This window comes from Nocardia sp. NPDC004604 (genome assembly GCF_040609795.1).
Classification (GTDB): Bacteria; Actinomycetota; Actinomycetes; order Mycobacteriales; family Mycobacteriaceae; genus Nocardia.
Map to the genome: position 1 here is coordinate 16,544 of NZ_JBEXLC010000049.1, position 14,187 is coordinate 30,730.

Annotated in this window: 13 protein-coding genes; 9 read left to right on the forward strand and 4 right to left on the reverse strand. The window is 66.5% G+C overall.

The features are described 5' to 3' along the window. Positions 1–29: 29 nt before the first annotated feature. Positions 30–857, reverse strand: a complete 828-nt coding sequence (locus tag ABZW16_RS19170) for a DUF3097 domain-containing protein (RefSeq protein WP_354957257.1) — start codon at positions 855–857, stop codon at positions 30–32. Between the two features lie 80 nt (positions 858–937). Here ABZW16_RS19170 and ABZW16_RS19175 point away from each other — a divergent pair, with 80 nt between their 5' ends. Together ABZW16_RS19175 and ABZW16_RS19180 are read left to right on the forward strand one after the other, a co-directional pair. Beyond that, positions 938–1,369, forward strand: a complete 432-nt coding sequence (locus tag ABZW16_RS19175; RefSeq protein WP_354957258.1) for an NfeD family protein — start codon at positions 938–940, stop codon at positions 1,367–1,369. Beyond that, the gene (locus ABZW16_RS19180; RefSeq protein ID WP_354957259.1) at positions 1,369–2,625 is read left to right on the forward strand and encodes an SPFH domain-containing protein; all 1,257 of its coding nucleotides are present in this window, start codon (positions 1,369–1,371) and stop codon (positions 2,623–2,625) included. Before ABZW16_RS19175 ends, ABZW16_RS19180 begins: the two co-directional genes overlap by 1 nt. A gap of 78 nt (positions 2,626–2,703) precedes the next feature. Here ABZW16_RS19180 and ABZW16_RS19185 read toward each other — a convergent pair whose 3' ends face one another. After that, positions 2,704–3,243 (reverse strand): DUF3558 family protein, encoded by a 540-nt coding sequence (locus tag ABZW16_RS19185; protein WP_354957260.1) that lies wholly within the window; start codon positions 3,241–3,243, stop codon positions 2,704–2,706. A gap of 191 nt (positions 3,244–3,434) precedes the next feature. On the opposite strand from ABZW16_RS19185, the gene argS reads away from it, so the two are divergent. After that, positions 3,435–5,198, forward strand: coding sequence for an arginine--tRNA ligase (gene argS, locus ABZW16_RS19190; RefSeq protein ID WP_354957261.1), 1,764 nt, complete (start codon positions 3,435–3,437; stop codon positions 5,196–5,198). A 40-nt stretch (positions 5,199–5,238) separates the two neighbouring features. Here argS and ABZW16_RS19195 read toward each other — a convergent pair whose 3' ends face one another. Beyond that, entirely contained in the window at positions 5,239–6,126 is an 888-nt protein-coding gene (locus tag ABZW16_RS19195) for an LLM class flavin-dependent oxidoreductase (protein ID WP_354957263.1), read from the reverse strand. A 21-nt stretch (positions 6,127–6,147) separates the two neighbouring features. Continuing rightward, positions 6,148–6,489 carry a metalloregulator ArsR/SmtB family transcription factor gene (locus ABZW16_RS19200; RefSeq protein ID WP_354957264.1) on the reverse strand — a complete coding sequence of 114 codons (342 nt, stop codon included), beginning with the start codon at positions 6,487–6,489 and terminating at the stop codon, positions 6,148–6,150. Between the two features lie 204 nt (positions 6,490–6,693). On the opposite strand from ABZW16_RS19200, the gene ABZW16_RS19205 reads away from it, so the two are divergent. From ABZW16_RS19205 to ABZW16_RS19230, 6 genes are all read left to right on the forward strand, one after another. Further along, complete coding sequence (locus ABZW16_RS19205) at positions 6,694–6,879, forward strand: hypothetical protein (RefSeq protein WP_354957265.1); 186 nt, start codon at positions 6,694–6,696, stop codon at positions 6,877–6,879. 3 nt (positions 6,880–6,882) lie between these two features. Continuing rightward, the gene (locus ABZW16_RS19210; RefSeq protein WP_354957266.1) at positions 6,883–7,818 is read left to right on the forward strand and encodes a CorA family divalent cation transporter; all 936 of its coding nucleotides are present in this window, start codon (positions 6,883–6,885) and stop codon (positions 7,816–7,818) included. A 174-nt stretch (positions 7,819–7,992) separates the two neighbouring features. Beyond that, positions 7,993–9,282, forward strand: coding sequence for an extracellular solute-binding protein (locus tag ABZW16_RS19215; protein WP_354957267.1), 1,290 nt, complete (start codon positions 7,993–7,995; stop codon positions 9,280–9,282). Then, positions 9,279–11,099 (forward strand): hypothetical protein, encoded by a 1,821-nt coding sequence (locus ABZW16_RS19220; protein WP_354957268.1) that lies wholly within the window; start codon positions 9,279–9,281, stop codon positions 11,097–11,099. Before ABZW16_RS19215 ends, ABZW16_RS19220 begins: the two co-directional genes overlap by 4 nt. Continuing rightward, positions 11,096–12,727, forward strand: coding sequence for a tetratricopeptide repeat protein (locus ABZW16_RS19225; RefSeq protein ID WP_354957269.1), 1,632 nt, complete (start codon positions 11,096–11,098; stop codon positions 12,725–12,727). The genes ABZW16_RS19220 and ABZW16_RS19225 overlap by 4 nt, the downstream gene beginning before the upstream one ends. Before the next feature lie 124 nt (positions 12,728–12,851). Continuing rightward, entirely contained in the window at positions 12,852–14,159 is a 1,308-nt protein-coding gene (locus tag ABZW16_RS19230) for a DUF3533 domain-containing protein (protein ID WP_354957270.1), read from the forward strand. The last annotated feature ends 28 nt before the right edge of the window (positions 14,160–14,187 follow it).

A 14,187-nucleotide genomic window follows, 5' to 3' on the forward strand; every position in this document is an offset into this window, starting at 1 on the left:
TGGACCCGGAATTGATCTTGCCGCTCCGGTTATTCCGGTTCGGTGACGAAGTCGATGAGCCGCTCCATCGCGCCGATCAGGGGGGCCTCCAGATCGCGGAAGGATTCGACGGCGTTGTAGACCCGCCGCCACCCCTCCTGCGGGGTGCCCCAGCCGAGGCGGCGGCAGATGCCGGTCTTCCAGTCCTCACCGCGTGGTACCTGCGGCCATGCCGCGATGCCGATCGCCGCCGGGCGCACGGCCTGCCAGACATCGATATAGGGATGCCCGGTGACCAGCACATATTTACCGAGGCCGGTGGTCAGCTGGGTTTCCTTCGAACCGGTCACCAGATGGTCGACCAGTACACCGACCCGCCGACCCGGCCCCGGCGCGAATTCGGTCAGCCGCTCGGCCAGATTGTCCAAACCCTCGAGATGTTCGACCACCACGCCCTCGACCCGCAGATCGTGCCCCCAGACCCGCTCCACCAATGCGGCATCGTGCACACCCTCCACCCAGATCCGGCTGGTCTTGGCGACCTGGGCGCGCAGTCCCTCCACTCGCGTCGAGCCCGATGCCGACCGGGTTTGCTTCTTGGGCGCCGCGGCTTTGGGGCGGACCAGTGTCACCGGCTCACCGTCGATCAGGAACGCGGCCTCGCGCAATGCGAACAACCGCACCGCACCGTGCGCGTCCTCCAGTTTGACGAACTCGCCGTCGTAGCTGCGATCGAATCCGACAACGGCGCCGCAGAATCCGCTCGCCGCATCCTCCACCACGAGGTCGCGTTCTGCCGACACCGTCGGCACCGCCGGCCTCTTCGCTCGCGAATGTCCGGAGAAGATATCGCCGCCATACATGTCACGCCCGCTCACCCGCCGAAACTAGCACTGCCGCTTCGGTTGATCTCAGATTGTCGCGCCACAGAAGTGCCGCGGACAACTACAGTGGGCTTGTGGCCGCAATCGTTTGGCTGGTCGCGGGTTTGCTGCTCGCGGCAGCGGAGATGCTCACCGGGGACCTCACACTGCTCATGTTGGGCGTCGCGGCGCTCGGCACGGCGGGCGTGAGTGCGGTGGCGGGTACGGGTCTGGTCGTCGACGCGGTGATCTTCGCGGTGCTGGCGCTGGTTCTGCTGCTCGGGGTGCGCCCAGTTCTGCGGCGCCGCTTCGGAACTCCGCCGCCGATCCCGACGAATGTGGACGCGCTGATGGGCAAACAGGCGCTGGTGCTCGAACAGGTGGCCGAGCACAGTGGCCTGGTCAAAATCGGCGGTGAGGAATGGACCGCACGGCCGTTCGATACAACGGTCGAGTATCCGAAGGGAACCACGGTGTACGTCATGAAGATCGACGGCGCGACCGCGGTCGTCTGGAAGGGGCCGTAATGGGTGTACTGATCGTTGCCGCCGTCTTGGTGCTGTTGGTCGTGGTGGTGGTCTTCAAGTCGATCGCCCTCGTCCCGCAGGCGGAGGCGGCGGTCATCGAGCGACTAGGTCGATATTCGCGCACCGTCTCCGGTCAGCTGACCTTCCTGGTGCCGTTCGCCGATCGGATCCGGGCCAAGGTGGACCTGCGCGAGCGGGTGGTGTCCTTCCCGCCACAGCCGGTGATCACCGAGGACAATCTGACCCTGCACATCGACACCGTCGTGTACTTCCAGGTGACCAGCCCGCAGGCGGCGGTGTACGAGATCAGCAACTACATCGCGGCCGTCGAACAGCTCACCGTGACCACGCTGCGCAATGTGGTCGGCGGTATGACCCTGGAGCAGACGCTGACCTCGCGCGATCAGATCAATGGACAGCTGCGCGGTGTGCTCGACGAGGCCACCGGTCGCTGGGGGCTGCGCGTCGCGCGGGTCGAGCTCAAGAGCATCGATCCGCCGCCATCGATCCAGGAGTCGATGGAGAAGCAGATGAAGGCCGACCGCGAGAAGCGCGCCATGATCCTCACCGCGGAGGGCACCCGGGAGTCGCAGATCAAGACCGCAGAGGGTGCCAAGCAGGCGCAGATCCTCTCCGCTGAGGGTGCCAAGCAGGCCTCGATCCTGGCGGCCGAAGGTGAACGGCAGAGCCGCATTCTGCGCGCCCAGGGTGAACGTGCCGCGTCCTATCTGCAGGCGCAGGGTCAAGCCAAGGCCATCGAAAAGGTGTTCGCCGCAATCAAATCCGGTAAGCCGACGCCGGAACTGCTTGCCTACCAATACATGCAGACCCTGCCGCTGGTCGCACGCGGCGATGCGAACAAGGTCTGGCTGGTGCCGAGCGATTTCGGCAAGGCCCTGGAAGGTTTCGCGCAGAACTTCGCGACCAAGGGCGAGGACGGTGTATTCCGGTACGAGCCCGCTCCGGCCGACGATGTGCAGAGCAAGCCAGAGGACGATTCCGATGTGGCGGGCTGGTTCGATACGGCCCGTGACCCGGCCATCGAACAGGCGGTCCGTGCCGCGGAGGCCGATGCCCGTGCGCCGGTGGAGGGCATGGCCACCCCGGTGACCCGCCAGCCCCAGCCCGCGCCGTACCAACAGGCCGTGCCACCACAGCAGGCGATTCCGCCGCAGCAGGTGCCACCGCAGCAGCAGCCGTACCATCCGGACGGGCCCGGGCCCCAGGGCCGTCCCTGGCAGCCGCCGGCACAGTAGGAAGTCGACACGAAACGCCCCGGATCCCAGAGATCCGGGGCGTTTCGTTCAGCGAGGTCCGCGTAGGTCCGGTCGGCGTTAGGGCGCGAGATCGATGGTCAGCGTCGCCAGTTGCAGCGCCATGGCGCAGGGGTCTGGTGTCGTGGTGTGCGAATGGTTTTGTACCCGCCAGACGATGGTGCCGTTATCGGCGGCGGCGACCGCGCAATCGCCGGGGTCGTTCGGATTGCGGATGTAGAAGCCGGTCGCGGTGACCGTGATGCCGAATATCTGTCTGGTGATGGTCAGATGTTCGTTCTGGAAGCCGTCGTTCTCGGCCCGCTGCCACGTCTGTTGCAGTGATTCGCGGTCGGTGTAGGTGAAGGTCAGGTCGGATTCGTCGTCGCCGCGCTGCGCCTGCCAGACGCAGACCGGCGGACGATGGTGTGCGGTGAGGGTATCGGCCTGTGCGGTGCGACTGATCTGCTCATCGGTCAGCGGCGTGCAGTTGGCCAGGGAGTTGGCGGCCGGGGCGGCGGTCGGACCCGCATCCGGCATGCCATGGCCGGAACAGCCGGTCAGCAGTCCGGCGACCGCGAGAACGGCAAGTCCGATGCCGCGCGTGCGGAATGCGGCCACGTCCGCTCCTCCTCGAGAATCCAGCCGGGCGAGTATGTGCCAAGGCTACCGGCGCTCGCTTGGGCGGGCAGTCCGGTGGGACCACACCCCTCTGATCATCGACAGGCGTCGACCTTGGACCGGAAAATCATTCGGCACGATACGGCCGGGCTGGAATACTCACGGATCCGAACCGACAGGAGGGAACGCGCGTGGGTGATTCCGGAGTGCTGCCATTGCTGGGCCGGGCTGCTGCCGTGGTATCGGCGGCGATCGGGCGAGTCCGCCCCGAGGTGGCTGGCGCGGATCCCGTGGTGCGACGCTCCGAACGCGCGGACTTCCAGTCGAATGCGGCGCTCGCGGTCGCCAAGCGGGTCGGGATGCGGCCCGCCGAATTCGCTGCGGAGTTGGCCGGGGCATTGGCCGATCCGGGCGACGGGCTGTTCACGGCAATGGTTTCGGGGCCCGGATTCCTCAACATCACGGTGGCGGATCATGTGGTCTGGCAACAGGTTTCGGCACGACTGGGCGATGATCGGCTCGGCGTAGCGGCAGCCGAGGCCGGACGCCATACCGTGGTCGACTACTCGGCGCCCAATATCGCCAAGGAGATGCATGTCGGCCATCTGCGGACGACGATCATCGGCGACAGCATCGCCCGGGTGCTCGACTTCCTCGGCGCCACCGTAATTCGGCAGAATCACCTGGGGGACTGGGGAACTCAGTTCGGCATGCTCATCCAGTACTTGGACGAGCGCCCAGACCTGAGGTGGCGCCACGATGAGCTGAGCGGCGATGTCTCGGCGGTATCGGCGCTGGACGGTTTGTACAGGGCGGCTCGCGGGGAATTCGACGGCGATCCGGCATTCGCGGACCGCGCCAGGGCCCGGGTGGTGGCGCTGCAGTCCGGCGATCCGGCCACCTCGCAGCGGTGGCGGGAGATCGTCGTCGAATCGGAGCGTGCGTTCGGTGATATCTACGACCGGCTCGGTGTACTACTCACCCCCGACGACTACGTCGGGGAGTCGTTCTACAACCCACTGCTGGCCGACACCATCGCCGAGTTGGTCGACAAGGGTATCGCCGTCGACAGCGACGGTGCACTCGTGGTGTTCTCCGAGGCGGTGACCGGCCCCGATGACCAGCCGGTCCCGCTGATGGTGCGCAAGCGTGACGGGGGATATGGCTATGACACAACGGATTTGGCGACCATTCGCTACCGTGTGCACACCCTGCGCGCTGAGCGGTTGCTCTATGTCACCGATTCCCGTCAGGCCCTGCACTTCCGGCTCGTCTTCGAGGCCGCGCGGCGGGCCGGATGGTTGACCGATGAGATCGATGCCGAACATATCGCCTACGGCACGGTGCTCGGCCCGGACGGACGGCCGTTCAAGACCCGCGCGGGTGGCACCGTACGGTTGGCCGATCTGCTGGACGAGGCCGTCGCCAAGGCCAGAGCCGTTGTCGCCGAACGGAACCCGGACCTGCCCGCCGCCGAACTCGACGCAATCGCCGAACCCACCGGCATCGGCGCGGTCAAATACGCCGACCTGTCCACCTCCCGGGTCAAGGATTACACCTTCGACCTGGACCGCATGGTCGCGTTGCAGGGCAATACCAGCGTCTACCTCCAATACGCGCATGCGAGAATCCGGTCCATTCTGCGCAAGGCCGAAGACCGCAGGTCACGCATCGATGTGAGCGTCGCGCTCGAACCCGCCGAGCGGGCGCTGGCACTGGAACTCGACGCCTACGGCACGGTCGTCGCCGAGGTGGCCGCGACCGTGGAACCGCATCGACTGTGCGGCTATCTCTACGACCTCGCCCGCGACTTCACCGGCTTCTACGAGAGCTGCCCGGTGCTCACCGCGGCCGACCCTGTCCGTGGAAACCGCCTCGCACTCTGCGAATTGACTGCAAAAACGCTCGCGCACGGACTCGGTCTCTTGGGCATCGCGGCCCCTGAGCGCATGTGAACCACCTGCACAGTGCAGACGCGAGCGCGGCTGTCCGAGGTCAGGTGCAGAGTTCGCGCACGCGCGGCACTACCTCCGCGACCCACCGGCGCAACTGGGTCTCATCCGGTGACTCCGGCCAGTACACGAAGGTGTCGAATCCGGTATCGGTGGCGAGATCGGCCAGGATTCGTGACCATCCGGCCGCATCGGTGCGAATCGGCTCCTCGCCGCGCAATGTCACCGAGCCGGGCGCCTCGGTGATATCGCCGACCAGTTGGGCCATCCGCATGATGTCGCCGGGATCGCGTCCGGCATCGAGGGCGCTGGCCGAGATGATCTGTTGCGCGCCTTGCCATTTCTCGTAGGGCAGGTAGTGCGGGATCGGCGCCGCCCAGCCGTCGGCGATCCGCCCGGTCAGCGCATTGGCCTTCGGTCCGACACTGCCGAACCAGATGCCGACCGGATGCACCGGCGCCGGACCGGATTGCACACCGCGCACGGCGTAATGCGCGCCGGCCACCGTGGCCTTCGCGCCCGGCACCCACATGGTCCGAATGATCTCGGTGGCCTCGGCCAGCGCCTGCAGCGCTTCGGGATTCGTCCGCGCCGGACCACCCATCGCGCTGATGGCGGGCCAGAAGGCCCCGGCGCCCAGGGCCAGTTCGAACCGTCCGCCGCTCAGCAGATCGAGTGTCGCCGCCTGTTTGCCGAGTAGCGCCGGACCGCGCAGCGGCAGGCTGGCCACATCGGGAAAGACCCGGAGCCGCTCGGTCTCGGCGAGGACGGTCGCGATGACCGCGAAGGTATCGGCGAGCCCACCGGCGTACGGGTGGTCCTGAATCCCGAGCAGATCCAGCCCTTCCCGATCGGCGAGTCGGGCGAGTGCGCGAAGACGCGGGAGTTCGTTGGCGTTCGGCGCCAGCTGAATTCCGAAACGAAGGTTCACATAGCGCATGATGCCAGCACGTCAGCGCGCATCCGGACGCGGCGGTCCGTTGCGCAGTTGGTGGTGGCGGAATGCAAGTCGCACGATATCGGCGATATCGGGATCGGTAATGGTGTAAATGCTGCGCCGACCGAGCTTTCGGACGTGAACCAGACCAGCGAGTTTGAGTTTGCTCAGATGCTGGCTGACCGCGGGCACGGTTTGGCCGATTTCGGCGGCGAGGGTGCCGACATCGCGTTCACTCTGGCTGAGCAGCCAGAGGATCTGGAGGCGGGCGGTGGCGGCAAGCATGCCGAAAACCGCTGCCGCGTTGTGTAATCGGTCGGCCGGGATAGGTCCCGGCGGCTCGCCACGCTGAGTCACGTCTGCCTCCACCTGTTGCAAGAGTTGCACGATTGCGCATACTTGCGCAACTGATTGACGGACCGCCGCGGCGGGTTTCTAATGATTGATGGCGCAGTTCGTGCGCCGGGATCAACCAACGAAGCGGGGTGCCCCGCCAATGGCGTTCGCCGGTGCATCGTGGCGAGCGCGGCCACTGCACGAACGGACGTATTGGAGCCCGCCATGGCGACGCTGTTCAACAAGGTCGAATCTCCGTACCGCACACCGAATCTCGAGCGACAGGCGATCTGGTTCACCATCGGTCTATATCTGTTGATCAGCGCCGGACTGCTGACGATGCACTATGCGCATCCGCAGCAGCCGGTCGGATCGTCGGTGTCGCCAGCGCATACGTCGTTCGGGCAGTAGCCGATGACGACGACTACCGCCGCTCCGAGCGACCGCTTCGATACCGAAATCCTTCAGCAGCATTGGATTCCGCTCTCGGTGACCGATTCCGACACCGCCGCGGTGCTACACAACCGTTTGGGTGTGGATTTCACCACCGCGCGGAATCGGGTCTTCGAGACCGACAAGTTCATCTATCTGCCCGTCGTCCTCAGCTATAAACGCGGCGACACCATCGAACGTGACACCATCGTCTTCGCCCTGGGCAGCGATTTCCTGATCACCCTGCAACCGGACGAGCATTTCACCCCGTTCGACAAGGCCGTCGCGAAAATGCGCCGCAATCCGAACCTCACCGGATCCCCGCACGGCGTCATGTATGCGCTGCTCTGGGCGATGAACGAGGCATCGGAACGGGTCATCCACTACGCCAGCGACGCGCTGGAGGCGATGAACGAAGATATCGAGATGGCCACCAACGGCTATGACCACCGTGGCCGCGAAATCGGCGTCGCGGATATGCGCGGCACCATGTCGCGGATGAATGCGGCAGAGGAGATCGTCTCGCGGGTACAGGAGACCCAACTGCAATTGGCCCGCGCGGCCAGACATCTGATGGCCGATACACCCACGGGCGATCTGGAGGGCCTGATCGCCATCCTGATCGCCGATATCGATGGCGTGAAGCAGCACGCGGGTTTCGAACACGATAAGGTTCGCTATCTGCAACAGTCGGTGATGACCTGGCTCGACGTGAAACAGAACCAGATCGTGAAGGTCTTCACCATCATTACCGCCGTCTTCCTACCGCCGACGCTGATCGCGACCTTCTACGGCATGAACTTCACCTGGATGCCGGAATTGGAGTGGGAGCACGGCTTTCTCGCGACCACACTGATGACCCTGGTGGCGGCGGTAATTCCGCTGGTCTATATCAAACGCAAGGGCTGGTTGCGTTGAGGCCGTGACGGCGGAGCGGAACTGGCTCGGATTCCCTTGGATCCGAGCCGGTTTCGGGTCGGTGATGCACGGCTCGCTGGGGTGTCCATCGAGCTGTGCGCGCGGAATCGCTCCGGCCCGGCGGAGTTGATGGAATAATTCTCGGCGACTGTCACAAGACACTGTCGGGAGAGCATGGGGACTAGACGAGCACTGCTGCAAGCGGGTTTGGTGCTGCCGTTGGCCGCCTGTGCTCCCCAGTTGCTGTGGGGTGATTCGAGCCTGGTGCGGATCGGGGTGTCCTGGAGCGGGACAGAATTGTCCGCGTTCCGAACGATTTTGGCGCGTTTGCCGTTCGCCGGGTCGGTGGAGGTGATCCCGCTGGGCGACGAAATCGGCACCGCATTCACGGCGGGCGGGAAGTCGGCGCCGGATATTGTCATGCTGCCGCAGGCGGGACAGGTCCGCACCCTAGTCCAAGACGATAAACTGCGGCCGGTCGCCGAGGGGTTCTGGGCCGATGAGAACGGGGCACGCTATTCAGAACCGTGGCGGCAGCTGTTGTACCACGGAGGAAAACCGTACGGTGTGCCGTTCAAGGCCGCTGATAAATCGCTGGTCTGGTACGACCGGCAGGCGATCGACCGCTATCGTCTCGGCGATCCGGCCAATTGGACGATCCCGGACTGGATCGACCGGATGGAGGTGCTCGCGAACACGCCGATCCGGCTGCTCGCCCTCGCCGCTGGCGACGGTTGGGTATTGACCGACGTCTTCGAGAATGTGCTGCGCGCCGAATCGCCACGCACCTACGACGAATTGGCGGGAGCGGGCAAGGATCGGACCTGGGATCGTCCCGCCGTGCGCGCCGCCTTCGGATACCTTGCCCGGCTGTGGGGGCAGCGCCACACCTTCGCAGGCGGTGTCGCGGTGGCCCTGACCAGACAATTCCCGGATGCCATCCGGGATGTGTTCGAACGCGGTCGCGCCGCCATGGTGATCGCCCCGGATTTCGCCGAACCCATTGTGCGCGATAGCCTTCGGGCCACCGGACGGTCCGAAGACGTTGTCGGCATCGCACAGTTCCCGTCGGTCGGTCTGGGCGGCGAGCGCCCGAAGATCGTCGGTGGCGATGTCCTGGTCGTGACCAAACACGCCGACCAGCGGGCCGACGAGGTGGTGGCGGCGCTGGCCGCACCCGAGGCGCCGCTGCCGTGGATCGAGGATGTCGGCGGCTTCATCGCGCCGAATCTGCGGACCTCCGTACGATATTCGGCATTGCTCGAACCGATCGCGCGATCGCAGACCTCGTGGAGCGCGTTCGACCTGTCCGACCAGCTCGGGGCAGTTGGCGGCCGAAACGGCCTGTGGCGCATCCTGACCAGCTTCCTCACCGCGATCGGCGACGGTGCGAACGAGCATCCGGATGCCGCGATCGATGCCGCGATCACCGCGCTCGACGCCGCCGAGCGGAGCCGTCGATGACGGGTGTCTCCGACTTCCGGGCCAATGGTCTGCGCCTGGAACTGGCCACCCGGCGGATGCGCGGGCCGCTCGTCCCCGGTGGCCGCCCGCGCCGCTGGTTCGGCTGGGCGGGTCTGCTCGCGGTCGGGCTGATCGTGGTGCTGCTGGTGGCTCCCGCGCTGTGGACCGTTGCGATCGCGGTGCAGGCCCGTCCGCGAATCGTGTTCTCCTGCACCGTCGTTGCCGTCGCCGCCGTGGCGTTCACGCTGATATCCCGGCATCGCCGCCGCGATGGCCTCCGACTGGCGCTGCGGTCGGCTTTCGCCCTAACCGCCGCGCTCGGGCTGTGGTCGCTCGGCGCCGCGCTGACCACGGACGGAGCCTGGGCATATGCGCGCACCCTGCTGTGGGTTGTCTACGGCCTGATGCTCCTGTTCGCCGCGCTGGTGATCGCGTGGTGGTCGCGGAACTCGCGCGCGCTGTGGGTGCCGCTGATCGTCCCCTTCGGCATCTCGGCATTCGTCTCGGGCGTCGCGTTCCGGCTGATCTTCGAATATCTCGCCGACCGGTTCGGTATGCAGAGCGTCGGCGGGTACCGGATGTGGTACGCGGTAATGCTCGGCTCGGCCTTCCTGTGGACCTGGCTCGGCTTCCTCACCGGACTGCTCCGCGCCGATATCCGAGCCATCGAGGCCGACCCGGTGCGCTCGGGCCATCTGCACGGACAGGGGCGGCGATTCCCGTTGCTGCGCCTGCTGGAGTTGGTGCGTCCGGTATTGCTGATCCTCGGTCTGGTGGTGGGGGTGGCGGCGGCCCGCGTCTTCGATGTGGTGCTGATCGGGGTGCCGGGATCGATGCAGTATCAGCTCGATAGCGCGACCGTGCAGTGGTGGCGGCTGGTCACGGACTCCGATCTCGGCGCGGGTGTGGCGGCCGCCTACGCCCTACCGCTGGCGGTGCTGGTGGGGTTCGTGGCCTGGCTGCTGCAGACCGGCGTGCGCAGGTATCGCACCGGATGGACGTCCGCCACGGTGGTGTCCGGGGCGGTGGGCAGGCCCCGGATCGGCCTCGTCCGCGCGACGGGTATCGCGCTGGTGTCGGTGTTCGCATCGATTCCGATCCTGGTGCTGATCGTCGTATGTTTCGACGGCCCTTCCGGATTCGACCTCGCGGCGCTCACGGGCATGTGGCAGGACCAGACATTCCGTCATGCCTGGCAGACGACATTCCTGGTGGCCGGGCTGGCCACCGTGGTCGTGGTGGCCGCGGCGCTGCCCGTGGCACATCGACTGGCCGCGGTCGGCCCGGATCGAGCGATGGCGCGGATCGCGGTGGTGGTGCTGGTCGTGCTGTCGGTGCTGCCCGCGCAGGGCTATCTCGGTTCGCTCGACGCGTTCATCGACGCATTCGGCCTGTCCGGCACCAGAATTCCGTTGATCTTCGTGCACGCCGCCGCCGGATTGCCGGTCGCGATCTTGATTCTGCGCGGTGCCATGCTGGCTCCGCTGGACGGTCCGGCCGATGATGTGCTGCACGGGCTGGCCAGTCCGGGCACCATCATTCGGCGGTTGCTGGACGCCGCAGGTCCGGCCGTGGTCGCGGTTGCGGTGCTGGAATTCATCCAGGTGTGGAACGACTTCTTCATCGGGCTGATGATGAACGGCGCTGGTGCGAGCCCGTGGTCGCTGCTGCTCTGGGGCGAGGCACGGCAATTCAACGAGAATGCCGCACAACTCGCGGCGGGCTCCCTGCTATCGGCCGTGCTCCCGGTGCTGCTGTTGCTCTCGACGTGGCGGCGCTGGCTGGTGCCCGGACTGACGGGCGGAACGCTGCGATGACCCAGCCACGCGGGCACGAATCGCCACAGCAGACCACACCGCGGTCGACTATCTGGGAGGGCGTGCTCGGCACCGCCGAGGTGGTGGCCTGGGCCGTGGTGCTGGAGCTCGCCCGGAATATCGTGGTGAATTCGCTCGGTGACAACGATGCCGTCAAGGTGGTCAGTGGACTGCTGCGTGGACTGACTGTTGTCGGAGTGCTGGCGGTAGGTGCCTACGTCGCCTATCGGCGCATCGAGAAATTTCGCGAAAGAGTGCGCACCGAACGGGAACTCGCCCTGATCGCGGAACTGATCGAACCGGGTGAGCCGGTCCGGTTCGTTGGTGCCACCAGCTGTCCCGATGAGCCGGAAGAGCTCACCGAACTGGACCACGATCCGATCCTGGCGGCACTGCGGGACCTGCCGGTCCACGAATTCGAGACTGCCGCACTACTGGCCGTGCTGTCGGCGATTCTCGACGCGCCGACCCGGTTGCCGTCGGATTCGGCCGCGGAGCGACGCACCGCGGCATTGCTGCTCGAGGATCTCGAGGTGCGCGGGATCGTGACATATCTCGGGGCCGACCGGTACTGCCTGCGCAAGAAGCCCCGACTGCCCGCTACGGCGGAGGTCGTCGCCGGGCCACGGTGGCAGGCCGCCTTGCCCGCGCTGCTACACCACTATGCCGACCGCGCGAGCCGGTGGGCGATCGCCCTGGAAACGGTCCGTTTCGCCAGGGGTGCCCGCCGCTGGTTCGAGGCGCAGGAACCGTATCTGCGCACGTTGTTTCCAGCGCCGACGGTGCCGGTGTCGAGGGCCGCGGTGCATGAGCTCGCGCGGCTCGCCGACGCCCTGGACGTGTGGTATGCCCGAAAGGGCCTGCCGGAGAATGCGTCCGGTGTGGCCGAGGCCCTGTGCCGCCTGACCGAATCGGACGAGTTCCCGCTGTCCCGCGATCTGGCCCTGCTGCGCGCCGGGCGCCTGCGCGTGCGGCCGCCGAAGTATCGGCCGCGTGGCCTGTCGACGAGTCTGTCCGCGCGCTGGGCGCATCACACCGCACTGCATTCGCTCGACACCGCGCCACCGAGCCCGATCGTGCTGAGCGAGGCGGAGAATCAGCTGGAGGTCGCCTGGTGGCTGCTGCCCCGCACGGATGTGCCAGCGGAGGTCTGCGCCCTGATCAATCTGGCGGTCGTCCATCTGCATCAGGGCCACTTGGACGCCGCCCAGGGCCACCTGGAACTGGCCGAATCCCTCACCCGCGGCGGCCGCGATCCCGCGGGGCGCGCGCATACCCGCGAAACGCTCGGAATCGTCTGGTGGACACGCGGTGAACCCCGGCGCGCGCTGCGGCACTGGCAGCGCGCTCTCACCGCCTATCGCGACCTCGACGACGATCTCGGCACCGGCCGCTGCCTGCAGCATCTCGGTTCCGCCGCGATCGTCGCCCCGGAACACGGCGCCCTGCTGCTCGGCACCGACCCGCCCCTGACCCGGGCGGAGGTCCTGCGCCAGGCCGGTGGCTGGCTGGCCGCGTCGCGCAGACTTCACCCGGGCGCACTGCACGCCGAACACTATGCCCAGCAAGCCGGTTCGACCCTGCACACCGTGGATCGCTGGCCCCTGCCCGCCCCTGATCCATCCTGAACCGGCCCGATGCGCACAGTTGTGACGGGTGTCTCGGTGATGGGTGTCGGACCCGCGATGTGACCAGCAGCAGACCCACGCCGGATCGGTACCGAAACACCGCCCGACGGATTACGGTGCGCCCATGACGACTGCCGACACAGCCGCCCGCCATCTGCGGCCGCGGGCCTGGATCGCCCCGATCGCCGTGGTCACCCTGCTCATGTCGCTACTGGCCACCATGTACCTCGCATACGTGGTCAATCCGACCAAGAATCTGCACGATTTCCGCGTCGCACTGGTCAACCAGGACGACGGCGATACCCTCGGTGGCAAGCCGACCAACGTCGGAAATCAGATCACCGAGGCGCTCATCGCTGGCATACCCGCCGACAAGATCGACCTGCAGGTCGTCGGATTCGCCGAGGCGCAGCGGCAACTGCGCCAGGGCCGGGCCTATGGCGCGATCGTCATCCCCAGTGACTTCACCAAGCGGCTGGCCATTCTCGGCGCGGCGGGGGTGGTACCCGGCAAGGTCGAACAGCCGATCATCACGGTGCATACGAATCCGCGCGCGGGCAGTTTCGCCACCGGGGTGATGCAGCGCATCGCCGAACAAGCGCTGAGTCGCGTGGATGAGACCGTCGGCAGACAACTCACCGATACCGTGCAGGCTCAACTGCGCCCAGCCGGAGGCGGTGCGGCGCCCGAACTGGCCGGAGCCAGCCAATTGATGCTGGCCCACCCGATCCAGGTGGTGGTCGCACCGTATCGGCCGCTGCCCGACGGCACCGGACAGGGCCTGTCCGCGTTCTTCTATACGATCATGGTGCTGCTCGCCGGATTCACCGGCGCGATGATCATCCATTCGATGACCGATTCCGCGCTCGGATTCGCACCGACCGAATACGGGCCGTGGTACGTGCACTATCCGCCCGCATCGATCTCCCGGTTTCGTACCCTGCTGCTGAAGTGGGCGATCCTGATCGTCACCGCGCCCATCGTCTCCGGAGTATTTCTCGGCGTCGCAGCGGCATTGGATGTGCCGCTGGATCATCCGCTCGCGCTGTTCCTCTATTGCGTGCTCGCGATCATCGCGGTCGGGCTGACCGCGCTATCGGTGCTCGCCGCACTCGGCACCGCGGGTCTGCTGGTCAATCTCATCCTGTTCATCGTGCTCGGTTTGCCCTCCTCGGGCGGCAGCGTGCCGATCGAAGCGACGCCGAGCTACTTCGCGTGGCTGGCCACCTTCGAACCGATGCACCAGGTCTATCTCGGTGTGCGCGCCATCCTGTACTTCAATGCCAATGGTGACGCCGGGCTCGCGCGCGGCAGCTGGATGGCGGTGCTCGGTGTGGGTATCGGCCTGGTGCTCGGCGCCGTGGTGACTCTGTACTACGACCGAAAGGGTCTGCAACGCAAGCCCGCCGAGCAGGCAGCTGCGTCGGAGTGAGCGTTCGGGACATCGGAGTGAGCGCTCG

Excerpts from the sequence above, each read along its gene's own strand:
- ABZW16_RS19205 (WP_354957265.1), top strand. The coding sequence starts at position 6,694 with ATGGCGACGCTGTTCAACAAGGTCGAATCTCCGTACCGCACACCGAAT.
- ABZW16_RS19210 (WP_354957266.1), top strand. The coding sequence starts at position 6,883 with ATGACGACGACTACCGCCGCTCCGAGCGACCGCTTCGATACCGAAATC.
- ABZW16_RS19215 (WP_354957267.1), top strand. The coding sequence starts at position 7,993 with ATGGGGACTAGACGAGCACTGCTGCAAGCGGGTTTGGTGCTGCCGTTG.
- ABZW16_RS19220 (WP_354957268.1), top strand. The coding sequence starts at position 9,279 with ATGACGGGTGTCTCCGACTTCCGGGCCAATGGTCTGCGCCTGGAACTG.
- ABZW16_RS19230 (WP_354957270.1), top strand. The coding sequence starts at position 12,852 with ATGACGACTGCCGACACAGCCGCCCGCCATCTGCGGCCGCGGGCCTGG.
- ABZW16_RS19225 (WP_354957269.1), top strand. The coding sequence starts at position 11,096 with ATGACCCAGCCACGCGGGCACGAATCGCCACAGCAGACCACACCGCGG.
- ABZW16_RS19180 (WP_354957259.1), top strand. The coding sequence starts at position 1,369 with ATGGGTGTACTGATCGTTGCCGCCGTCTTGGTGCTGTTGGTCGTGGTG.